14 protein-coding genes are annotated in these 25131 nt (G+C 34.6%); 2 read left to right on the top strand and 12 right to left on the bottom strand.

Translation table 11 applies throughout. The features are described from left to right. Positions 1-5: 5 nt before the first annotated feature. The 6 genes from ppsA to ACEN2F_RS02105 form a co-directional block, all read right to left on the bottom strand. Positions 6-2426, bottom strand: a complete 2421-nt coding sequence (gene ppsA, locus ACEN2F_RS02130) for a phosphoenolpyruvate synthase (protein WP_441735421.1) — start codon at positions 2424-2426, stop codon at positions 6-8. A gap of 770 nt (positions 2427-3196) precedes the next feature. After that, the gene (locus tag ACEN2F_RS02125) at positions 3197-3637 is read right to left on the bottom strand and encodes an endo-arabinase (protein ID WP_441735418.1); all 441 of its coding nucleotides are present in this window, start codon (positions 3635-3637) and stop codon (positions 3197-3199) included. A 443-nt stretch (positions 3638-4080) separates the two neighbouring features. Further along, the gene (locus ACEN2F_RS02120) at positions 4081-4956 is read right to left on the bottom strand and encodes an HAEPLYID family protein (RefSeq protein WP_441735415.1); all 876 of its coding nucleotides are present in this window, start codon (positions 4954-4956) and stop codon (positions 4081-4083) included. An 85-nt stretch (positions 4957-5041) separates the two neighbouring features. Beyond that, complete coding sequence (locus tag ACEN2F_RS02115) at positions 5042-5431, bottom strand: hypothetical protein (protein WP_441735412.1); 390 nt, start codon at positions 5429-5431, stop codon at positions 5042-5044. A gap of 271 nt (positions 5432-5702) precedes the next feature. Then, the gene (locus ACEN2F_RS02110; protein ID WP_441735409.1) at positions 5703-5873 is read right to left on the bottom strand and encodes a hypothetical protein; all 171 of its coding nucleotides are present in this window, start codon (positions 5871-5873) and stop codon (positions 5703-5705) included. An 88-nt stretch (positions 5874-5961) separates the two neighbouring features. Then, positions 5962-7389: an L-serine ammonia-lyase gene (locus ACEN2F_RS02105; protein WP_441735406.1), complete on the bottom strand. Its 1428-nt coding sequence runs from the start codon at positions 7387-7389 to the stop codon at positions 5962-5964. A 238-nt stretch (positions 7390-7627) separates the two neighbouring features. Between ACEN2F_RS02105 and ACEN2F_RS02100 the strand changes: the two genes are divergently transcribed. Beyond that, positions 7628-10135 (top strand): M14 family metallopeptidase, encoded by a 2508-nt coding sequence (locus ACEN2F_RS02100; RefSeq protein WP_441735403.1) that lies wholly within the window; start codon positions 7628-7630, stop codon positions 10133-10135. Between the two features lie 66 nt (positions 10136-10201). Here the strand turns inward: ACEN2F_RS02100 and tamL are convergent, their stop codons facing one another. From tamL to ACEN2F_RS02070, 6 genes are all read right to left on the bottom strand, one after another. Beyond that, positions 10202-12496, bottom strand: coding sequence for a translocation and assembly module lipoprotein TamL (gene tamL / locus ACEN2F_RS02095; protein WP_441735400.1), 2295 nt, complete (start codon positions 12494-12496; stop codon positions 10202-10204). Positions 12497-12596: 100 nt separating this feature from the next. Further along, a complete protein-coding gene (locus ACEN2F_RS02090; protein ID WP_441735397.1) occupies positions 12597-17570 on the bottom strand; it encodes a translocation/assembly module TamB domain-containing protein in 4974 nt (1657 codons plus the stop codon). 169 nt (positions 17571-17739) lie between these two features. After that, positions 17740-19422, bottom strand: coding sequence for a Na/Pi cotransporter family protein (locus tag ACEN2F_RS02085; RefSeq protein WP_441735395.1), 1683 nt, complete (start codon positions 19420-19422; stop codon positions 17740-17742). Positions 19423-19582: 160 nt separating this feature from the next. Then, positions 19583-20392, bottom strand: a complete 810-nt coding sequence (locus tag ACEN2F_RS02080) for an NIPSNAP family protein (RefSeq protein ID WP_441735392.1) — start codon at positions 20390-20392, stop codon at positions 19583-19585. Positions 20393-20482: 90 nt separating this feature from the next. Further along, positions 20483-21067 (bottom strand): cytochrome b/b6 domain-containing protein, encoded by a 585-nt coding sequence (locus ACEN2F_RS02075; protein WP_441735389.1) that lies wholly within the window; start codon positions 21065-21067, stop codon positions 20483-20485. A gap of 170 nt (positions 21068-21237) precedes the next feature. After that, positions 21238-21675, bottom strand: coding sequence for an acyl-CoA thioesterase (locus tag ACEN2F_RS02070; RefSeq protein ID WP_441735387.1), 438 nt, complete (start codon positions 21673-21675; stop codon positions 21238-21240). Positions 21676-22356: 681 nt separating this feature from the next. Between ACEN2F_RS02070 and ACEN2F_RS02065 the strand changes: the two genes are divergently transcribed. Continuing rightward, entirely contained in the window at positions 22357-24975 is a 2619-nt protein-coding gene (locus ACEN2F_RS02065) for a TonB-dependent receptor (RefSeq protein WP_441735385.1), read from the top strand. Positions 24976-25131: the final 156 nt, after the last annotated feature.

Raw genomic sequence — 25131 nt, 5'->3', positions numbered from 1 at the left:
TTTTCTTAAATTATGATTTTTCTTTTTGTTTTTTGTTCTGCTTCCAAAATATTTTCGATTCCTTTTATCAAAGCATCGGGGTTAAACGAGATACTGTCAATTCTTTCATTTACTAAAAACGCGGCAAATTCTGGGATATCGCTTGGTGCTTGTCCACAAAGTCCCACTTTTATTTCGTAGCGCTTGGCCACCCTAATGGTTTCTTTTATCAGGGCTTTGACAGCAGGATTTTCTTCGCTGAATAAGTAACTCACTAATGCCGAATCGCGGTCCAGCCCCAAAGTGAGTTGGGTCAAATCATTGGAACCAATAGAAAAACCATCAAAGAGTTTGGCAAAATCATCCGCCATCAATACATTGCTTGGGATTTCAATCATCACATAAACCTGCAATCCGTTGATGCCTTGTACCAAACCGTTTTTAGCCATTTCGGCTAATACATTTTCTCCTTCTTCGAATGTGCGGCAAAACGGAATCATCAGTTTTACGTTGTGAAGTCCCATTTCGTTGCGTACTTTTTTCATCGCTTCGCATTCTAAAGCAAAACCTTTTCGATAAAAATCACTGTAATATCGTGAAGCGCCACGAAAACCAATCATCGGATTTTCCTCGTCCGGTTCATAATATTTCCCTCCGATGAGGTTGGCATATTCGTTACTTTTAAAATCACTCATTCGTACAATCACCTCTTTTGGATAAAAAGCAGCGGCCACAATCGCTACCGCTTCGGCGAGTTTATCAATGAAATATTTTTTGGGATCTTCATAGCCTTTTGTCAATGCCGCTATTTCCATTTTGATATTTGCATCTGTTATTTTTTCAGGTTCGCATAGCGCTAAAGGATGGATTTTGATGGTATTCGAAATCGCAAATTCCATTCGCATCAAACCCACACCCTGATTGGGATATTGGCTTAATTCAAAAGCTCGTTCGGGATCGGCGAGAATCAGCATCGGATCTGTTTGCGGCATTTTGAGAGTGCTGAAATCTTGTTCTTTTATTTCCCATTTTAATTTCCCATCGTAAACATTCCCTTCTTTGCCTTCGGCGCAGGAAACGGTGATTTCCTGTCCGTTTTTTATAACTGTAGTAGCATTTCCGCATCCTACAACGGCAACAGTTCCCAGTTCTCGGGCAACGATGGCAGCATGGCTGGTGCGTCCGCCTTTGTTGGTTATGATTGCCGAAGCTCTTTTCATAATGGGATCCCAATCCGGATTGGTCAAATCAGTGACAATAATTTCTCCGTTTTGCAATAAAGCACCTTCTTGAGGATTGTTTAGAATTCGGGCTTTACCGGACGCAATCTTATCGCCAAGTGCAATTCCTTTGGTCAAAAGTGTACTTTTTTCCTGGAGTTTATATATTTCCCGAACTTGTTTGTTTGCTTTGCCGTGAACGGTTTCCGGACGGGCCTGAACAATATACAATTGGTTGTTTAAACCGTCTTTTGCCCACTCAATGTCCATTGGTTTTTGATAATGTTTTTCAATTTTAGCACACCATTGTGCCAGTTGAATGACTTCTTTGTCGGTTAAGGAGAATTGGTTCTGTTTTTCCAAAGTCGTTTCGGTGTTTACGATGGTGTTTTCTGCTGAGTCACTTTTTGATGTATCGGAATAAATCATGGTGAACTCTTTTCTACCACATTGTTTTTTTAACATTGGATTCAAATCCGGGTTTTGTAATGTAGGTTTGAATACCATCCATTCGTCTGGCGTAGCAGTACCTTGAACGATATTTTCTCCAAGTCCCCAAATACTATTGATGATGATGGTATTTTCAAATCCGCTATCGGGATCAATTGTAAAAGCTACTCCGGATGATGCTTTGTCACTCCGAACCATTTGTTGTACGCCAACGGAAATAGCGATGTCTAATTTGGCGAAATCCATATCAAAACGGTACTTTATGGCACGATCTGTAAATAGGGATGCATAACAACGGCGAATTGCTTCGAGCAATTGATGTTCTCCGTTAATGTTTAAAAAAGACTCCATTCTTCCGGCAAAACTGGCGCTTGGTAAATCTTCGGAAGTGGCACTGCTTCGGACAGCAACATCTAAATTGCTTATGCCACATTGTTCGCTAAGCGATTGGTAAGCGACTTTAATTTCTGCACGAATCTCTTCGGGAATACTGGCTGATAAAATGAGGGTCCTAGCTTTTTGTCCAATTGATGAAAGATTTGAATAGTCTTTGGTATCCAATGAAAATAACAACTCTTGAAGCGGTTGCTCCAAATTATTTTGTTTGCGGAATAATCGGTAGGCTTCTGCGGTAAGGGCAAATCCGTTAGGAATAGTGATACCAATTGGATTGAGATGATTGTACATTTCGCCAAGAGAAGCGTTTTTGCCACCAACTTTTCCAAGGGCTTCAATACCAATTTGATTAAAAAACAGGATATGTTTGTACTTTGCCATTTCTTATCTTTTTTAAATAGAAACAGACACTCGCTATAGTCTGTTACAATAGGATTATTAGAAAAATAGGAATGGGGCTGTTTTTATTAATTTAATCGCAGACTGTAGAATTCAATTGTAGGTTTAAAAATCACTAGTCTTTTATAGATTTAAAGAAGAGAGTAGTAGGAATTCCTTCTTGTTAAAACTAATACTGTAAATTTAATAAAATATTTTTTGTAATCTTAAAAAATAGCATTTATTTTAAGACATAACATGTTGTTTATCAGAATAATATGTGTTTTGTCGAATGCTTTTGAAATATTTTTATTTATGTATTAAAACATCAATTTTCCAAAAGTTTTGAAAAAAAAGTTGAAATAATTATTTCATGTTAATTGGGTAGTAATCAGAGTGATTTTGATAGAATTCAAATTGATTTTCATTGTTGTTTGACACTAAGGAATTTGTAGCGATGAGAATAAAACCGCTATTCGACAATTAGACAAAAAAGTATTTTTTTTTAAATTATTAAGAAATTAAAAAGATGAAGTTTTGATCCTTAATGTATTTACTGTCTCTATAGAAAATAATTTTATTTCTCCTGGAGTAACGAAAATTCCAAATGGCACTAATGACTATTAGTAACGAATAATCAAAAAAATATTTTTTTTACTCTAAAATCCATACGTAAAAATAGTATGATCAAAAAAAAATAAAGCACCGTAAAAATATAGGCAACAAATGCTTATGGATTTAAGGTGCTATCAATTACAAGTTATTTATCATTTTTATTTAGAAATATGAATGGATTGCCCCACTAATTTCCATTGTCCTTGAACTTTCTCTAACAATCGAATTTCATAAGAGAACGTTTTTTTTCCATCTTTAGCAGTTGATTCTTCGTTGTGGCTTACCCAAGCATTGTCTTGATGAATGCTCATTTTGTAGTTTGTATTTACTGAAAAACCACCGTTACCCATCGCCTCAGGATTTGTATTAATCATAGCTGCAGGCGGTATGTCAAGTATTGTGCCATCTCCAGTTGATATTAATATTCGACTGTAGGGTTGAATGTGCCAGCACTCCGTATGTCCCTTGCTGTCTCCAGCTCTCCATGTGGCTGACTCTTTTTCAAGCAGTTTTTTTATATTCTCAGATTCATCATTATTTTGACTATACCCTACCAAATTTAGTACTATTACAAGATAAAAGGATATTGTCCATTTCATACGACTGCAGTTTTAGATTTTTATTTTGTTTTTTTAGTGTTCTTTTTAATGCTTGTCTTGCTCGTTTTACGTGGATCATCTGAAAATCAATAATTTCACAAAAATTCGCGGATGCTTTTCGATGTTATCTAAAGATCCATAATTCGTGGCTATTAGCTTTAAATTCCTCTAAAAAAGGAATTTACAAGTTCTTTGTCTCTGTAAATATATCATTTAATCCTAACAAAAATATGATTTCAGTGCTTCCTGCTGTTTTTTATAAATTGATTTTGTAGCTACAGTGACATTTAAGTTCTAAAAAAATAAACCACCGATTAACTGGGTAGTTTATTAAAAATAAAAACCGATTAGTTCAGTGGTAAAATTATTTAAAGAAATACTACTTTTAGTATTAAAATTATAGTTCTGACTATTAACTGTTTAAATTAAAAAATACAATTTCTTTAATGAGAGGAAGGTTCATAAATGAGTCTTAAAAAGGAACTAAATCGCTGTTTTTCTCTGTTTATTGGAATTCCGGTTACTATTCCTATTAGTAAATTATCTGTGATTTCCACTCTCATTTGAGGTCGGATGGTCATGTCAAAATCAGCATTATTAATTTCTTTATTAAACTCAAGACCGATAAAATTTCGTGTTCCGGGGATCATGTAGTGGATGTTTGAATTTATTTGCCAGTTAGTCTGTGTTGTATTATCTGAAAAATGGTGAATAAACTGTGGTCCGGTATATAACAAGGTGTGAAAATTTTGTCCCCATCGTTTGGCAATCACCAAGAACGGATTGTACCCGTTTCCAGTTATCAAAGTACTACTGTTATAGTTATTAAAATCTGGTAATAAGAATTCATGAATATACCCAACAGCCATTGATAATTTCTTTTTTTCTGAAACTAAAAAGGTATACTGTGCCGCTAGTTTTATACTATTCAGGTTACTTTCTGGTGCATTTGTATTTCCGGCTGTAGGATAATAAATAGAGAAAGGCAATTCGACTTCAAGTCCTAACCTGTCAATTGGGGCCCATTCATATTCTACCAGTGCTGTATATTCATCATGAGTTATATTATCGGTCAAACCAAGGCCCAAGTTCCATTCTTTTTCTCCTTTTCGAGCGCCTAAATCTCTAATGAGGTCAATGTACAAAGGTTCTGCATGCAGCACTTTTGGGCGCTTTTTTTTGCCTTCAACTTCTTGAATGTATAGGCTGTCTTTAATACTGTTTTCTTGTTGTCTTTCTGTTTGTGCCTGAGATTTGGCAACGGTAATTATGGTTAATAGCAGGGTAAATACCGCTATTTTTAAATATTGGAGAGTCATTTTAATTTGTTTTTATTTTTAGTAAACGAATTTCCACCCTAGTTTTAATAAAAAAAAGGTAGAGGGTAATGTTCTAAATAACAAATTAAACTTCCGGAGGCGGCGTGTGAATTTCATAATACGGGGAGGAGACAGTCCAATTTTGTTCTGCTAATTTCCCCTTTTTTAAACACCGGTAATTGTTAGTACTGCAGAGCGCGCTGTTTGGAATAATAAAAAAATCTATCAAAAAAGTGCTTTTTCCAGCAAAATCTTGATTGCTATCATTATCATCGTATTCAGGTATGGCATTTTTGAATCCCAAGACTTTTTCAACAACTATTTCAATAATACTTTCCGGATCATTATAGGTGAGATCTTCAGGAAAGTGACTAGGCTGTGCATCCGGGGAATCAACAAAGCAGTTAAGCAGATATAACGACATGAAACCCCATAAAAATCGGGTTAAAAAACTATGTCGGATCTGTTTAATCATTCTGCATAATTACAATATTATCTAGCATATTAGTTGTAAATTTTCGTTAAAAGCCCATTAGGATTTTACCATCACTCTGCATGGAACGGGTTTTAGGTATACTTTTTTGCCGATATTAAGTTTAAAAAAGAAGTTTATGGCAGGCAAAACTCTTTGTTTGGATCTGTTTTAATGATTAGTTTTTGAGGAGTTTTTTTTTGGATCATTGCAGAGAATAATAAATTATTTGATCCTGCTTCTAAAATTTTTTAAAAAGATTCAAAAACTCTCATCAATGGATATCGTCATTCCAGTCTGAATCTTCTGCAGTTGTTTTTTTGAAATCATTATTCAGGAACTGTTTGTATTTCTTTTTGTCTTTTTGATTTTTTCTAATAAGAAAGACAATCAAAACAAGTCCACAAAAAATCACACTTCCAACTATTACCCAATTGATTTTCATGTTTTTTTTTTGTTTAATTAGAAAGTTCTAATTTATACTAAATATTGCAATTTTGAAGATCTCGTATTTTAAATTTAGGATATATCAATTAACAATCCGCCATATTCACAGCAATGGCTAATCCGCCTTCGGAAGTTTCTTTGTATTTGTTGTTCATGTCTTTAGCAGTTTGCCACATCGTGTCTACCACTTTGTCCAAAGGTACTTTTGCATTTTTCGGGTCGGTTTCTAGGGCCAGTTCAGCTGCATTGATTGCTTTTATGGCACCCATAGTATTTCTTTCGATACACGGAATCTGAACCAAACCACCAATTGGATCGCAAGTCAATCCCAAATGATGTTCCATGGCAATTTCAGCAGCCATTAAAACCTGCTCTGGAGTTCCGCCCATCAATTCGCATAAAGCGGCAGCGGCCATGGAGGATGACACGCCAATTTCGGCCTGACAACCTCCCATTGCTGCAGAAATGGTAGAACCTTTCTTGAAAATACTGCCTATTTCTCCGGCAACCATTAGGAATTGTTTGATTTCTTTTTCTCCGGCATTATGGTTTTCAATTACTAAATAATACATTAAAACGGCCGGTATTACACCTGCACTTCCATTAGTAGGAGCGGTGACCACGCGGCCTAAAGCAGCATTTACCTCATTTACCGAAAGGGCAAAACAAGAAACCCATTTGAGAATTTGGCGAAACTTCACTTCTGTTTTTCTGATTTCTTCAAGCCATGTTTGAGGCGAATCATAATTGGCTAAACCAATCAGGTTTTGGTGCATATCAAAAGCACGGCGACGTACGTTTAATCCACCTGGCAGAATCCCTTCGGAATGGCAGCCAATATACATGCATTCTAGCATTGTGTGCCAAATCCGTAGCAGTTCTTGATTGATAACGGCTTCGGTACGCATTGATTTTTCGTTTTCATAAACGATTTCAGAGATGGATTTTTCATCTCTTTTACAAAAAGCCAATAGTTCAGCAGCTTTGTTTAGTTGATATGGAAAAGCACTTTTTATTTTGATTTTCTTTTTGGCATTAATACGCTCCTTTTTAACCACAAAGCCGCCACCAATAGAATAATAGGTAGCTGAAAATTCCTTGTCATCAGTTGTGTATGCTGTAAAAATCATTCCATTAGCATGAAACGGAAGAAAGTTTTTATTGAAGACAATATCTTGGAGGAAATAAAAGGGTATTGGTTTTTCGTTTCCTAAATAGATTTCGTTTTTAGATTCAATTGCTTTGATAATTGTATCAATATTTTTAACGGGCATGTATTCCGGATCTTGACCACTTAAGCCTAACATTACTGCTAAATCAGTAGCGTGTCCTTTGCCAGTTAACGATAGGGAACCATACAAATCTATTTTTACCCTACTTACCGTGTGAAGTAAATTTTTATTGCGTAATTCACTAAGAAAGCGTTCGGCGGCTCTCCAAGGTCCAAGTGTGTGTGAGCTCGAAGGTCCAATGCCAATTTTAAGCATGTCAAAAACAGAGATACATTCTTCCATATTTAGAATAAATTTTGTTCCTTGCAAATATAATGGAATATAGCAATGATACGAATTGAAAATAGAATATTCTTGTTTTTTTAATAGTGAATGTTGCTGTATTGCTATTATTCTTCAATAAAATAGAATTTGTTAAAAGCAACACCTTGTTAAAAAGCAATATTTCATTAATCTATAATTTAGCTTGTGCAATTCTTTGTAAATGGCTATTTTTGAAACATAACCAACCCAAACTAATATGAAAAAGATTGTTTTTTCTTTTTGTTTACTGCTATTTTTAGTGCTAAATGTGCATTCGCAAGTACAAAGTCCTTCGGAATTTTTACCTAACTACGGAAAACAAATAACTTTTTACCATCAGACAGAAAATTATTTCAAACATCTTACAGAAAAGTCTACTTTAATAAAACACCAGAAATATGGCGTGACGCCGGAACAAAGAGATTTGAATGTTTATTTTATTTCGAGTCCGGAGAATTTAGCTAATTTGGAACAAATTCGAAACAACAATTTAGCAGCCATTGGTTTATCCGATACTAAATCTCAAATGATTGGCGATAAATTAATCGTTTGGTTGAGTTTCAATGTTCACGGTAATGAATTTGCCGGAACTGAAAGCGCGATGACAGTAGCTTATGAATTAGTAAATCCTTCCAATACAGAAACTAAAAAGTGGTTAGAAAACACCATTGTAATTCTTGATCCCTGCATTAATCCAGATGGATATTCTAGATATGGGAATTGGTTAAGAGAAATTTCAGGTAAAAAAACACATCCTGAATTGTCAGATAGAGAGCACATGGAAGTGTGGCCTGGCGGAAGATACAATCATTATATTTTTGATTTAAATAGAGATTGGGCGTGGCAAACACAACCAGAAACCCAACAACGTATTGTATTGTATAACCAATGGATGCCACAAGTACATACTGATGTGCATGAGATGGGATATGATTCGCCCTATTTTTTTCCACCATCAGCAGAGCCTTTGCATGAATACATCGAGAAATATCAGAAAGATTTTCATTACACGTTAGGTAAAAATATCTCTAAAAAATTTGATGCCCAAAATTGGATGTACAATACTGGCGAGCGTTTTGATTTGTTTTACCCAAGTTATGGCGACACCTATCCAACTTACAATGGCGCAGTGGGAATGACTATGGAACAAGGCGGAATAGGCGCGGGCAGAGCCGTTACAATGAGTAATGGAATCAACATTACAATACAAGATCGTTTGACACATCATGCAACTGCAGTCCTGACCGTGGTAGAATCAGCAGAGGCACAGGCAGATGTTTTGCTGAAAGGTTTTAGAGGTTTTATGAATAATTCCCGAAAAACAGTGAAGGGCAATTATAAAACGTACGTGATGAAAAATAATCCGAAGTTGGTTCAAATGGCGGATTTGTTGAAAAAAAATAATGTAGAATTTAGTTATGCCGATGCCAATCAAAAGGCATCCGGATTCAGCTACACTACAAAAGCAGAGAAAGGTTTTTCAATAGAACCCAATGATTTAATTGTGAAAGTAGATCAGAAAAAAGCCGTTTTAGCACAAATACTTTTTGAACCGAATCAAAAACTAAATGATAGTTTATCGTATGATATTACCTCTTGGGCCTTGCCACTGGCGTATGGTGTTGAAGGTTATGCATTGAAAAACAGTGTGGTGATCAAAACAAAAGCATCCATTGAAGTGAAAGAAATTGAGGTTCCTCAAAATGTGTATGCATTTCATGTTCCTTGGAATAACCGAATTTCAGCTCAGGTTCTTTCTTTGTTGCATCAAAAAAACATCAAAGTTCGATCTGCAATGAAAAAAGCTGTTTTTGGAGATGTAATTGTGGAGCCTGGTGGTTTGTTAGTAACCAAAGCGGATAACCCAAAAGTGGTAGATTTTGAAAAAACCATTAGTGAGTTGGTAAAAATAAAAACTGATTACAATTATATAGTTACTGGGTTTTCGTCAAATTCTAAAGATGTTGGCGGTGAGAATTTTAATTTATTAAAAGCCCCTAAAGTCGTTTTATTATCCGGAAAAGGCGTGGGCTCTACTGAGTTTGGTGCCGCTTGGTATTATATGCAAGAAACTATTGCGTATCCGGTTAGTGTGGTTGAAGTAAATAATTTCAATAGGTTTAATCTTTCTAATTATAATACACTGATTTTAGCGGACGGATATTATGATTTTTCAGAGGACCAACAAAAGAAAATTGCTGAATGGATTAAAAACGGTGGAAAAGTAATTGCAATGAATAGTGCGCTTACCCTTTTTGAAGCAAAAGAAGGATATGCATTGAGTTCTTTTGCAACTGAAGAAGACAAATTAAGTTCCGAAAAAGCCGCTGTAGAAGAGGAATTAAAAGAACGCTTTTTAGATTTTCAAGATTCAGAACGCCGGTATATTTCTAAATCGATTCCGGGAGCAATTATTGAAAATCTATTAAATAAAACGCATCCAATGTCTTTTGGTTTAGGCGATAAATATTTCAGTTTAAAAACAGATGATAGACATTATTCGCTTTTGAAAAAAGCTATCAATGTTGCCTATGTTCCTAAAGATTATAAGAGTTATGGTTTTGTAGGTCATGAAATCAAACAGAAATTAAACAATACCGTAAGTTTTGCAGTTGATAAAAAAGGTGACGGTTCCGTAATTTACATGGTCGATAATCCATTATTTAGAGGGTTTTGGGAAAACGGAAATCTATTGTTTAGTAATGCATTATTCTTAGTGAATTAAAGGGCTTAGCTTTTTAAAAACACAAAAAGAGCACAATATATCGTGCTCTTTTTGTTTATACATTTTCTAAAAAGGATATCCAATTGCCAGATTGAAAACTAAATTTTCTTTTCTCCAGGCACTATTTCCTAAACTAATTTGATCTAAAACCCATCGATCGCCAATTGGCAAATACGGTTTTCTTAAAGGGAAGGCAATATCTGTCCTTAGAATTAGAAAAGAGAAATCAAACCGAAGTCCAGCACCGGCTCCAACCGCTAATTCATTTAAGAATTTTTTAGAAAATTTTGCTCCGGGCTTATCCGGGTTATCATTCAATAACCAAATATTTCCGGCATCTATAAACAGAGCTCCTTTGACCAACCCATATATTTTAGCGCGGTATTCCGTATTAAATTCTAGTTTTAAATCACCGGATTGATCCGCTAGAAAAGTGCCGGTGTTAGCTGCAGCTCCATCAAAGCTTCCAGGTCCTACGGAACGAGCTCTAAAGGCACGTAAACTATTAGTTCCGCCTATAAAAAACTGTTTGATAAACGGTAATTCATTTGAATTTCCATACGTAAATCCAGCTCCTGCAATGATTCTACTGGCTAATTGGGAATCTTTTCCTAATTTTAAATAATGTCTGAAGTCACTCTCAATTTTGATAAATTGACTAAACGGAACATCAAATAATGTAATAGTATCACCTTTTCTAATATTGGCTCCAGAGACTAATCCTGCAATATTTCCGGCCAGATCGAGGCTGGCTTTGTAATAGAAAGTGTTTTTCTTTCTTTTTTGTAAAGTATTGGTGTAGGTATACGAATAGGATGGTCCAAAAATCAATTGTTTTTCGACAACTTTTTCTAACGAAGGGTTGTTGGCAATTTGTTGTAGGTACAAATCAGTTATGTTTTGTGGACTGGCGTACGTAATTTCGGTAATATTTAACAGGTGTTCTTTTCGCTCATTTTCCTTCCATAAATATCCAAAAGAGCCTTTGAAAGTTTGTAAGGAATACAAATTAGTTCGGTTTTGAAATTCATATCCTACGGTAGCTTTTGTCTTTGGAACAAAACCAATAGAAGGATTTAGCTTAAAAGGAGAAACAAATCTAGGCCAAATTAAATTAGCTTCGGTACCAATTCGATACACATTGAAACCATTGTTTTGTCCGGAAACTTGAACTTCAACACCTCCAAAAGCAGATATTGTTAGTAATTCAGCACCTCGAAACGCATTGCGATTGCTCCAGTTTAAATTGAGTTCAGTTCCGGTGTAATTAGCCGAATTTGTTTTGGCCAATAGTTCCAGACGAAGTGATTTTTTAGGTAAAGGCGTCAGATAATAATAGGCATCTAAGTAATTTCCGATAGTGTCAGAAACCCTAAATTGATTTTTTACAAATTTGAAAGTACCTAGATTTACCAATCGGTTCAGTGATAAATTATGGTCGGTACGGTTGTATAAATCCTGTTTTTTAAAATATAAAGCACGATCAAAAATCCTTGGTTTGAATAAATTTTCCGGATCTATTATGGTTAGGTCATTGTATTTGTTAACAGTATCGATACTTACTTTTACACTATCAGAACTAATTGAATAGTTAGGATAAACGATGATGTTATTAATTTTGTACTGAGCTTCGGCAAGTTTAGGAGCTTCCTCTTTTATCTTGACGATAAGATCGACTTGATGATCTGCAACAGTGGTGTCCGCTTGCACTTTGAGATAATCAGGATTAAAATAAAAAAATCCTTTTTCTTTTAATCTGGAATCGATCCTTATTCTCTCTTCTTTGATGTTATTCAGGCTGTATCCATCTCCTTTTTTTAACAAACTGCGTCGTCTTGTATTCCGCACTGCGCTTGAAATTACTGCAGAATCTTCAGGAAATTTGACTTCTCTTATTTTATATTGTCTAGCAGGTTGTACGAGATATTCAGCGGTGGCTTTTTTTCCGTGTCGTGTAGAATCAGCTGCCGTTTTTGTGTTGAAATAGCCATTATTTTCTGTGAAATTTTGCAAAACGCTTTTGTTGTATTCTAAGTCTACTTGACTGTACAATACTGGAGCTTCGCCTACTTTAGTTTTCAACCAGTAGCGCCATCCTTTTTCTTTCTTTGGCGTTCCAGCCAAATTATAAATATACAGTTTGGGCCTCAAACCTAAAATCGAGGAATTGGGTTTTGGTCTCACTACTTCTTCAAGTGCAGTTCTTAATGCTTTGTTTTCTTTTTTAGTCGTTTCTTTTCCTTCTACTGTTACTTTAGCACCGGTATACAGCAGTTCTCCTTCGGGCAAAAAGCGGGTGTTGCTGCATGATGAAGCCAACATGGCAAAGAAAAGAAAAGATACTAAATGGTTATTATTCATCAACTTTATTATTTATTTAAAAAAATCAAATTACTAAAAATTTAGTTTTATCAAGCAAAACTAATCGCTCCATTTTTTTTATTTTATGCTTGAAAAAAGACTATTTGTTTTTCTGTTTTGCTTTCTTTGCTTCACTTTTGGCAAATAATTCTTTGAATTTATTGTAATCCAAAGTGATAATAAATGCAATTCCAGTTTCTACGACCTCTCCTTGCAGTGCCACTTGGTATTTATTAACGCGGTAAGCTCGAATTTTATATCTCCCATCTTTTGAGAGTTGATAATCTAAGGAAACATCTCCGGCAATATTATTGGTATTTTGGTTGGCTTGCTGAGGGCCTTCAATTCCAAAACTGCTTCCTACAGTAACTTTTAATCGGTCATTTAACAATTTTTTTGAAATCCCCACATTCAAATCTGTTTTGTTCTGCCGCTGCCCGGTTGTATAATCATCCGAAGTATTCAAGTCAAAATTTAGCTCAACTCCTTCAATTAAATCGCCGGCCAAGTTGTTAAGTTGTTGGGATAAAATTTTACTGGCACTTTCTCTGGCCAGTGAGGAAACGGTTGCTCCGCCGGATTGACTGGCAAATGGGTTTTCGCCAATAAAACGGTTCAAGAGGAGTAAGGCAAAAACCTGTTTGTTTAGCTCATCGGGTTGCTGACGTAGTTGGGTCAGTTTAGCCTGAGTGGTATTTATAATTTCGGTTGAAACACTATTATTTCCTTCTGGTAAAACAATATCAAAAGAAATAGTGGGTTTAAGTAAGGCACCGTTCATTTTTAATGCGGTTTCAAAAGGGATTTTTTGTTTGTAGGTATTTCTCACCTCGGCAGTAACACTTCCTAACTGATCGTTTACTAAATCAATGGGAGCCGCTTCTGTTTTATAAATTGCGGTTATATTTATATCAGCAGTCGTGGGCTCTCCTGTCCATAGAATGTAACTGCCTTTTTTGATGTCAAATTTCCTTTTGATCGCGTTAAAGTTCATTTCATAACTTCCTTCAGATAATTCATAACGTCCGGTGAGCGTGGTTTTTCCTGAAGGATCAATTCCTCCGTTCAACTGCGCTTCTCCTTTTAATTTCAAGAAATCACCGTTGGCTTTGTCAATTACCATAGACAATTCGGCTTCTTTATCAACCTCAATATTCACCGAAGCATTGATTCCTTTTATTGGCGACTCACTGCTGAATTCGTTCACAACAATAGTCTCCATTACTTTTGGATTGTCTTGGTCAATAAATTCTACAATTCCTTCCCTATCTGCTATTGATGGATCTGATTGGGGTAAAACAATAGTAAATTTAGTGTCTTTGTTGATTCTGATATTTCCTTCTACAATAGGATTATCTAAATTTCCTGTTATTTTTAGATGGTTGTCTAAATATAACTCTCCATAATACAAATCATTATCCTTTGCTTCACTATTGACTGCTTTAAAGTTATCAGCATCCAGAGCTAAATTAAAACCGAAATTGCTAAAATTGGCACTATCAATTTTTCCGTTAATGACTAAATCATTGTCTCTCTCATCATTAATAACAAAATTGTCAAAAATTATTGCCTTTTCAGTAAAGGTAATTTTATCATTTAACGACTTGAATTCCGAATTGAGCGGAGTGGCTTTGAAACCAATTTCATTAAATTGTACTTCTCCAATTACTTTGGGCTGAGTTGTATTTCCAGTAATTTTAAAATTTCCATTCATGAAACCAGTACTTTCGGTGATAGTGTTCAACGTGAAACCCTGAATACTTTTCAAATTCAGTTTTTTAATATCCAGATTCATGTCAAAACTACTGTTTGTAGTTTTATAATTTCCTTCTAAATTGACTTGATTTCCCTGTCCTGTAATGGCAACAACTGCATCGTATTGATTGGCAATGGCATTATTTACCTTGATTCGTATAGTTCCAACAGTATCTTTCTTGAATGTGAAATTTTCGATACTTAAATCTGAAGTAAAAACAGGCGATGTAGTTGTGTTTTTGACTAATGCATTTCCATTGACCTTACCACTTAGTTGTAAATCTTTTTTCTCGACAAAGCTGGAAATCGTATTAATGTCAAAATCCTTGAAATCAATAGTCACTGGTGCGTTAGGAGTTTCAGCCTGTGATTGAATGCGAATGGTACTGCCGTTTTTGTTCAGTTCAAAATTATCTACATAAATTCCTTTTTTGCCAAAACGAATTAAATTAGCAGCAGATATTTTCCAAGAGTCATAATTAAGCAATAAATTATCAGGCTCCAAACGAACTTCATTGTTTCCATTTGCTGCTTCTAATGTTCCGCTGATAACATACCGTTCTAGATCTTTTGCATCCTTTAATTGTATGGTATAATCTAAGATGTTTTGTTCGGCTTTTCCTGTGATACTTGTGTGTGGCAGCTGAAATTGTTTGTTTTGAATATCGTCTACAACTAAGCTGTAAACAAGTGCGTTTTCCTGTGTGTCTAGTTTAAGAATTGCATTTGTTATCGTGTTTTCTCCGTAAATTAATTTTGGAATCGCACCACTCAAAACAATAGAATCGTTAATAGAATTGTATCTTCCACTGATATTTATGGGTTCCAGACTTTTTATGCTAGGAATTAATTTCAACAAAAGAGGACTGTCTTTGATACCAATTTGAAAAGCGAATTGTTGCTTTTCAACCACTGTTTTTTTAGCATTAGGATTACTGTCGTAATATTTAGCAATCGAGTTTTTTAGTGCTGTGGCAATTTTAGACAACTTATATTTTCCTGCTATTTCCGCATCTGCTACCGGTGATTGCAGCAATAAAGTATTATTTAGAGCAGTAGATGTTGCAACAACGGTGATGGAGTCCATCATAAATTGTTCTGTTGCATTAGTAATGCTTATACGGTTTGCACTTAAGGTACCATTGAGATAATCTAAATTTGCGGATTGAATGTCAGCATCTATAGCACCTCTTATTTTTAATGGCCCTGCGTGCAGATTTAGTTTTTCCAAATCGGCAATATCCACATTCAGTTTTAATTTTCCGGTAGGATACTTGTCTCTAAAGCTTCCGTTGCTCACCAAATCAAACGTTAGATTAGGATCTTTTGCGGAAGCGACAGCATTGAAATTTCCGTTGCGAATATTTCCTTTTATACTTAAATTTTGGTAAGTATATTTATTGTAATTTGCTTTTAGAATGTTGCCGTTCAAGGAAGCATTTGCTGTTTTTGGATCAAAACCAGTTCCTTTTATGGTTGCTTTTAAAGTTATTTTTCCAAGGGAATCATTTTTGATAAAGCGTCCCAAATCAAAATTTATAAATTCGGTTTGAACATCATATTTCTCGAAATTTTTTCTGTTTTGATTTAATGCAGCCTTGATCTTTGCAGTACCAAAACTACTGAGCAAATTCAGATTTGTATTAAAATTAGCAATAGTTCCTTTAAACGTTCCTTTGGCGCTAAATTGCGGTGGCAACTGAATTGAGTTTGGGATTGTTCCTTTGGGTAAGAACCCAACAAAATCTTTGGATCCAGTTTGTAAGTTTTTGATGTTTAAATCAAAATAGGCTTTATTTACATCTGGCAAACCCACAATACTGCCGCTAGCTGCAACTGTTGTGGTACCAATGCCGCTAATTTCTATAGATGGAAAGATGATGTTGCTCAGTTTCCCCGTTATAGCGCCATTAATCAGTAAGATGGCATTGGGATTACTCATAAAAGGATTTGTATTTGCTAAAGTTGGCGCAAATAGCAAAATATCTTTTACGCCTAGTTTACTTTTTTTCAAGTAGGCAATCAGACCCAGTTCTCCGGGGTTTTTGGCCAGTGAGGCTATAGACGGATATCCAATTCTGATTTCATCTCTCAATTCAGTTTGAGGTGTTTTTAAATATAGTTTTCGAAGAAATGCATTCTTTTTGCCATAATAAAATTCGGCTTTAAAAGATTGGAGATTCAAACCGCTTTTATCTCTAAAACGCATGGAATTAGCCACGCCAGATATGTTTGTAGGACCATAATTAATGGCATCAACTTGAAGGTTTAAGTTAGTAAGATGCAAATGATTGTAATCCATACCTTTGGCAACAGCCGCAACATTGTTGTTGTCATACTTAAAATCTATTCGCTTAAATTCTGTTTTTTTTATTTTGATTTGCCAATCATTTCCCTCTGCTGATTTAGAATTTTCTATATTTTTTGCGGGCTCTGACTTGCCAAAAGCTAATGCTCCTTTTGCACCCGATAATTCAATGCTTTCTAGGAGTGCAAATCGATTATTGATATCTAAACGGTCAATTTTAGCAACTAGCTTTTTCAAATAAAAAGCTGTTGATAGCTTTGTTTCCTCACTTTGATAATCAAAATCAATTTTTGCAAAATCAATTTCCCCTAATTTTAATTTTAAAACGGGTTGGGTTGTTTTATTTATTTGAATTTCTTCAGCAGCGGACTTTTGTGCCAAACCTTGCTTTAATTTAAAGTGTAATCCGTTGATTTTAGCTTTCGGAATTTCGAAATTCATTTGGTCTAAATCAAAAATTTTGATTTTTGTTTCAAAGTGATTTAGGTTCGTGTACAAATAATTTTTGGTAATGGCATCCGAATATTTAAACCGAATGCGGTCGAGTTTAATTTCACTCACTGAAAATTGCATAGGAGGGGAATCACTCTTTTTTTGCTCTGGTGAGACAAATGCATCCAGTATATAATCAAAATTATATACCGCTTGTGCATCTCGACTTAATTTAGCGGTGATGCCCTCAAGTTGCACTGAATTAATTTCGATTTTATTATCTATTAGCTGAAGAACGCTAATATTTACAGCTAGTTTTTCACCGGCAAAAAGGGTGTCTTTTTTTTGATCTTCAAAATAAACACCTTGCAGAATTACTTTTGTTGGAAGACCTATATCTATGCTTTCAATTGTAACTTTAGTTTTGATTTTTTCCTCCAGATAGGTTACTGTTTTTTCTTTGATGAAATTTTGAACAGACGATATTTGGATAACCACGATCAGGAGTACGAACAATAGAATTAGGGATCCTATTATCCAAAGGAAAATTTTCAAACTTTTCTTCAAATATTTTTTCAAAAGAGGTGTTTTTTTGGCTAAAAATAACCAATTTAAATCAGAATTGCAATTTCAGGTACAAATGGAATGTGTTTGCAAAGATTAAAATTTAAAAAAGGAAATTTGTTATAAAATTTAAAAAAATAGGTTGTTAAATTTTCAGCATTAATTTAAGATATGGTACTGCTTTTTAGGTGCTGTATATTAGTATTTCATTGAAATTTCGGGCTTGTTTCTCCTCTAATAAAAGGTCTTTCACCGCCATCAAGATAGCTTTATTGGAAGTAAATAGTTCCCTATTAAAATTGATGATTGTTGTTATATCAATACTATCAATAGGAGCAATTTGTGCTTCAGTATAAAAAGTGTTTAAGGCTGTTGTATAGTTTTTTTGTATAGTTGTCAGTAATAATTTGAGTTCTTCATAGTTTCCCTGTTTTTCTTTTGTCAAAAAGGCATTTAAAGCTAAATAGAGATGTTCCGTTTCTTTTTTGTGATGTATAAAAAACTGATATTTGATTTCTTTTGAAGAGTGGCTCAGGTTTGTAATATTGCTGCCAATATCTTTTACACTTTTTACGGCGTGCATCGAACTTCGTGCGGCTGAAATTAACTGGTTGAGTTCAGAATTCTGTTCGCTGTTTAATTTGGGTCTTAATTTTAAGTAAAAAACCTGCAATTCGCCCTGCACTTGCTTCAGGAACTCATATTTTTCTTCTTTAGTTTTAGAAATAAAGCCCAGCTTCTTGTTAATAGTAAGATAATCTATGTTTTTTTCCAAAGTGAATGTGTTGATCTTGAATAATTCCATGTTAAAAAACAGAGAGTTGTGAATGAAATAGCTCGTTTCTCGGCGGAATAAATCAAGAGCCGTTTCAGGTTCTGCAATAGAGGCATGCGCTATAAAAGCTACTGTAGTCGCATCCGTATCTTTAAAAAAACGCTCTAAAAATTGAGTGAACGAATCCAGAACCGGCAGAAAAATTACAATTGCCAATAAGTTAATCAAACTTGAAAACGAAACCAGTCCAATAAGTGGATCGTTGATTTTTAATACGTCCGTAATTAGGAACAAAATGGGTTGAAGCAGTACAAAAGCAATTGCGGTGATAAAAATATTGAACAATAAGTTTCCTAAAGCCACTCTTTTTTTAGAGGCATTTCCACCAATAGCACTCACTAAAATTTTGATGATTGTTCCAGTTTCGCTTCCTAAAACGATTGCTGCGGCCATAGGAAATTCAATCGCTCCGGCATGAAGTGCGCTCAGGGTAAGGGCCATTGTCACCGAACTCGACTGAACAATTAGTGTGATTACAAAACCAAGAAATAGAAAAATAATTAGCGGCATTGAAGCATATTGAGCAAATTCAAAGTGCTGTACCTGAGATTCCATTGCCGTTTTCATAAAAGAAAGGCCAATAAACAGTAAACCAAATCCTAAAAGGAAATAAGATAGGTATTTTATTTTTTTTCGATTTCCAAGCAGGATTAAAAGAAAACCACCTAAACAGACCACTGGATACGCAATAACTTCAATATTAGTTTTAAAACCAAGTGTTGCCACCAGCCAGCTTGCGATTGTAGTTCCCAGATTTGCGCCCAGAATAATTGCCATTGCATTCTTCATTGTAAAAACACCGGCACCCACAAATGCTAAAACCATCAAGGAGACCATCGAACTGCTTTGAAGTATACCGGTAACAATTGTTCCACCAGCTACGGCTCCAATGTTGTTTTTTGTGATGCGTTGCAGAAATAGTTTAAAACTTCTTCCAGACAAATTTTTTAAGGATTCCTCTACCAGATACATGGCAAAAAGAAATAAACCAATTCCTGCAGCAAGTTTTAATATTGTATTGAGGGTTTCCATAGCTTTAAATGATATTAAAGATACTTAAAACTAGCAGTAAAATAATGCCCAACAAACAAACTTCCAATAATGAAAAATAAATTTTATTTTCAATTTAAAAACAAAAGACTACAATTTTTTGAGAATTGTAGTCTTGGTAATACTGTTTTGAATTATAAAACTAATAATCGGAATAATCAGTGGGGTACAAAAAAGTGATATCGATGTGAGAAATATTATTTTTATATTTTTCCATTGCTATTAATCCTTTCCATTCCGGTGAATCTACAAAAGATTTCCAATGTGCTTCACGGCTCGTTTGGTCTGCAAAAGTAGTCAGATACATTAGATTTGGCATTTTTGGACCAGAGATTACTTGGCCATAAAAAACAGCGTTGAATCCTAATTTATCAAAGAGCTTTATTTCTCCTCCTGCGTTAAACATGTCTATTTTGTTAGCGTAAATTGCTTCGGTGGCTGATTCATAACTTCTTAATTCGTAGACTCTGTTTGCTCTAGGACTATTCAAAGTCGGTTTTGTCAGCAAAGGATGATCTGAAAAAGCATGTAACAAAACAGATTCTATTCTTACGTATGGTGGTTCTGAGTAAAGAGCAGTCAAATAAGATGCGCCGGCGGTTAAATAGGTTTTGTCTTTGGCCAGTTTTTTATCTAATGCTAGGAATTGTTCCATTGACGAAAACGGAATCAAAACTACAATTTTTTTCAGGGTATCTGTGGCATTTGGTTTTAGTTTGAATACACCAATATTTTTGATGCCCAGTTTTTTTAATCCTGGTAAATAAGCTTCTTTTAAATATTTGTCAGTAGTTTGTTCTTGTTGTTTTGTTTTTAAAATATAGGTTTTAAGCTCATAAAATTCCCTTTGTTGAATAGCGCTTTTGGCTGCTATAGTGTCTTTTGGAGGCAATTTGAAACTAGTGATAGAGAAAGCAATTAGCAGGGTAAAAAATAGTTTTGTTAGTTTCATTTTTGCTTTTTTAGATTGGTTATCAAAAATAATAATACGACGAAAGTAAATGAAAATAGTACTTTTTAGTATTGCGCATTTTAATACTATTTAATTTTCTTTCGTCTTTTTTGAACCACTTATTATTTTAGAAATTAATCCTTGATGATTCGTAAATTCACAAAAGAAAACTCCAGACAAGTGAATCACAATAAATGCCAATAGATAATAAATCGAAAGTACATGTATTGATTCCATTGATTCCTTTAGATTCTTTGGACCCAAAACGATGATTAAACCAGTGATTAAAGAGATTGCTACACAAACATAAAAAACTAAATAAGTTGCATACTGGAATTTTTCTTTAAGGCCCAAATCTTTGTTGAACGGATTAGAGAACTTCATCTGACCAAAAAGAGGCAGCGCCATTCTGATGCTATACAAGCCAACTAATGCATAACCAAAATAAATATGCCAATCCCACATGGGTTTTCTTATTTTTTTAGCAAGTATAATAAGTTGGTCTTGTGATAAGGATTGATCAGTAGTTGAAAGGTATTCTTGAATGATCTGGGCGACATGGTTTTTGTTCATCCAAGTCATTCTAAGAAATATAGTGATAAGCATAAGCGTCATGCAAATGGCTATTGACCAATGCATTATTCTGTAAATAGCGGAGTAATTTCTAGATTTCATAATTTTTTGGGAGTGGTTAGTATTGGTTTGAATGTAGATTGTATTTGTGATGTAATTTTTATAGGAATTTAGTTAAAATTACTTAAAAGTAAGCCAACCTAATTTAAAGGACATGATGTAAATTTCAGGTAAATTATTACTAGGAGCGGGTTATGAACTCTTTTTTTTGCTTAAAGCACTGTAAAATGATCACTTTTAGGAAAAATACTCAAGGCTTCCAGCGCAATTGCAGGAGTAGGAGACGCAAGTTTTCGCAGTTTAGTATCCATCCAAGCACCATCAACGGTTATTGTTGCGCAAAGTTTATTGTCAGCATTCAGGAATTCATGTACAATAGACCAACGGGAAGCATCTGCATTTACTTTTGAGGTTTTGGTATGCATGGAAATTTTATCCGAAAGTTTTATTTCTTTTCTAAAAACACATTCTTCCCTAAACAGAATAGGTCCAAATCCTTGCGCTTGCATCACTTTCATGGTCAAACCAAGACTTTCTAGAATTTCGATACGATGTTGCGCACCAAAATCATAATAAGCACTGTGTCGGACATGGAAATTAGGGTCAAGATCTGACCAACGAAGGGATAATTCTTTGCTAAATGAAGTCATTATTGTTTTTATTTTAAAGCAAATCCCAAGATTAAGTTGCAAGGAAAACACTATGATTTTTAAAAAACCGAAAATACAAAAAAAAGGAAGCACGAAGCTAGAAAGTATTTATAATTTCGGGTAATTTTAATAATAAAATGAGAGCACATTTATACTACGTGTTTTAAGAGGAATGGTTGTTAATCTATCTTTGAAATCCGCTGTTTGAGGTCATTCTCAAACTAGTATCAATCGGAACTTGTTTTAGCAGCCATAAATTGCAAATCTGCACTAGCAAAATCATGTCTTTTATATTTAAAAAATTGAATTTTTACTTTTTCAAATAAATATCCAGATTTTTATTTGAAAACGAATTAAATAGCTGGACTCAAAAATAGGTCGCTCTCGCCAATATGGTATATAGCGAATATAGGGATGTGAGCAAAGTGATCTTGGGAAGTAAATGGATATTTAAAACTATAGTTGTCATATGCGTTCAAAATTTGTAAAAAATAGGTTAGACATGAAAATAATAGTGGGCCTTTTAATACAGAAACTCCACTGTTTATTTAGGTTTTAATAAATAGTGATGAAACACGTTATTTCTAAAAATTTAAATAAAAATGCAGAATTTTAAGGTTTATTTAAGAAAAATACATAGGTTTGTTGCCTTCACTATATGAAACGATCAAAAAACTATTTATGAGATTTAACCAATTTATTTTAGGCGTATTATTTATGATAATAGGACCTGCAGTTATGAATGCCCAAACAGTTAAAGGAATTGTGACGGACGAGAATGGGCAAGCTTTGCCTTATTCTAATGTTGTGGATAAAGCGACATCCCTAGGTGTGACGACGGACGGTAATGGTAATTTTGAAATTACAGTAAAAGGATTTCCCGTTACGTTAATTGCTAAATATGTAGGATACCAAAATAAAAATATTGAGGTGGCAAATGCTAATGCAGCTATTGTTTTTAAGTTGGACCCTACTAACAGTTTAGATGAGGTTGTTGTTACCGGTAACAGATCAAAAGTGCGTAGTGTATTAAACTCTGCCGTTCCGATTGATAAGCTTTATGCGGAAGATCTTAAATCTAGTGGACAAGTTACATTTGATAAAATGTTAGCCTATAAAATTCCTTCATTTAATTCCAGTAGTCAGGCTATTTCGGATGCGACAGCTCACTTTGACCCAGCAGATTTGCGTGGATTAGGACCCAGTCGTACGTTAGTTTTGGTAAATGGAAAAAGAAAAAATCAAAGTGCATTAGTGTATATCAATGATACTCCTGGAAAAGGAGAGGTAGGAACGGATATGAAAAGTATTCCTTTTTCAGCAATCGAAAGAGTTGAGGTGCTGCGTGATGGAGCATCTTCTCAATATGGTTCTGATGCTATTGCAGGGGTAGTCAATATTATCCTTAAAAAGCAAACTAATTTTACGGAAGTAAGTCTTACTTCAGGAGTAACTTCGCAAGGGGATGGTTTCAATTTTGGAGCTGATTTTAATTCAGGATTTAAAATTGCTGACAAAGGTTTTGTGAATTTTAATCTTTCTTATTTGGATCAAAACAGAACTAATAGAGCTGGAAAACCAGGAAAAGATGATTTGTTTGGAGTAGCGTCAAATGATGCACAATGGGGAGATTGGTTAAGTAGAAACCCTGATTTAGGCATGACAATTGGATTACCAGATTCGAAAATGGGAGCCTTAGTTGTAAATGCTGAATATCCTCTTTCTGACATCACAACGCTTTACGCTTTTGGGGATGTTAATATTCGTAAAGGGACTAGTTTTGCATTATATAGAGCACCGTACTGGGTCTCAGATCCTAACAATTTATTACATGATGCAGGTACGACTTATAACGGTTTTCAACCTACATTCAACACGGATGTATTTGATAATTTGGGATCTATTGGTATAAAATCAACTTTGTTTGGTTTTAATTCAGATTTCAGTTTAACAGCGGGTTCTAATAAAGTAGACTATACAGTGAGGAATTCACTAAATGTATCTTTGGGTGCTAACAGTCCTACTGAATTTGATACAGGTGGATATACTTTTAGTCAGTTAGTTGGAAATGCTGATTTTAGCAGAACTTTTGATAAAGTAACTTTTGGTTTTGGAACAGAATTAAGAAGAGAACAATTTGAAGCTAGAGCAGGCCAAGAGGAGTCATACGTTGGTGGAGGTGCGCAGTCTTTTCCTGGATTACAACCGGCAAATGCATTGAAAAAGGACCGTAGCAACGTTGGGGTTTATACTACATTAGACTATGATGTCTCTGAGGCTTTCTTGATTGGAGGATCTATACGATACGAGAACTATTCAGATTTTGGTGATAATTTATCTTGGAAAGTAAATTCTCGTTATAAATTAAATAACGACATTGTGGTTAGAGCTTCTTATAGCACTGGATTTAGAGCACCAGCATTACATCAGATTTATTTGAGCAATATTCAAACTCTTGTATCAGGAGGAACGGTTTCTAATCAAGGTACATTTAATAATATTGACCCGGCAGTAAGAGAATTGGGAGTTCCTCAGTTGGATGCCGAGACTTCTCGAAACGCTTCAACAGGAATTACTTTTAGATCGGGAGCAAATTTTTCAGCATCTGTCGACTTTTACCATATAAAAGTGAAAGACCGTGTTCTGTTTTCAGGAGAAGTTGGATTTGACGGTGATGATGCAACAACGAACCCAGTCGAAGAAGTATTGCTTGATAATGATATTACAAGCATGAAGTTTTTTATCAACGCAGTTAATACTAAAACCAAAGGTGTTGATGTTGTCTTAAATTATAAAAATCTAGAATTAGGCAATGGGAAATTAGAATTTAGTTTGGCGTCTAATATTGCTACTACTAAAATTGATGGACAAATTGCAACACCAGCTATTTTGAAAGCTAACGGATATGACATTTTCAACCGTAAAGAGCAGGGAAGGATTCTAAGCGCGAGACCTAACACAAAAATATTGTTGGGGACTAATTATGATTTGAAAAAAGCTAGTGTAATTTTCAATAACACCTATTTTGGTGAAGTTACTTGGCAGCATGCTACAGATGTTTCAAAAGATCAGACTTTTGCAGGAAAAGTGATTACTGACCTCGGAGTTTCTTATAAATTTACTAGCACAATTTCAGCTAATGTGATGGTAAATAATTTATTTAATGTTTATCCGGACGCGATAAATACTAAAGGGGATGTGGTAACTGATTTAGGAGGTCGTTTTAAATATCCATGGGAAGTAAACCAATTTGGATTTAGCGGTACAACCTTTACAGCTGGACTAAACTTTAAGTTTTAAAAAGCAGCTAAAATACAATCATAAAAAAACGGGATTTATTCCCGTTTTTTTATGATTAATTTTAACTGATGGTTACTGTGGTATTATAATAATTAAAAAGGGTAGTACCCTATTTAATTATTGCTGAATGAGTAGCAATTGAAAATTAGATACCTC

The sequence above is a fragment of the Flavobacterium sp. W20_MBD1_R3 genome, from assembly GCF_052119725.1.
Classification (GTDB): Bacteria; Bacteroidota; Bacteroidia; order Flavobacteriales; family Flavobacteriaceae; genus Flavobacterium.
The sequence above is the reverse complement of the archived record's forward strand: the minus strand, read 5'-3'. Positions and strand labels throughout refer to the sequence as shown.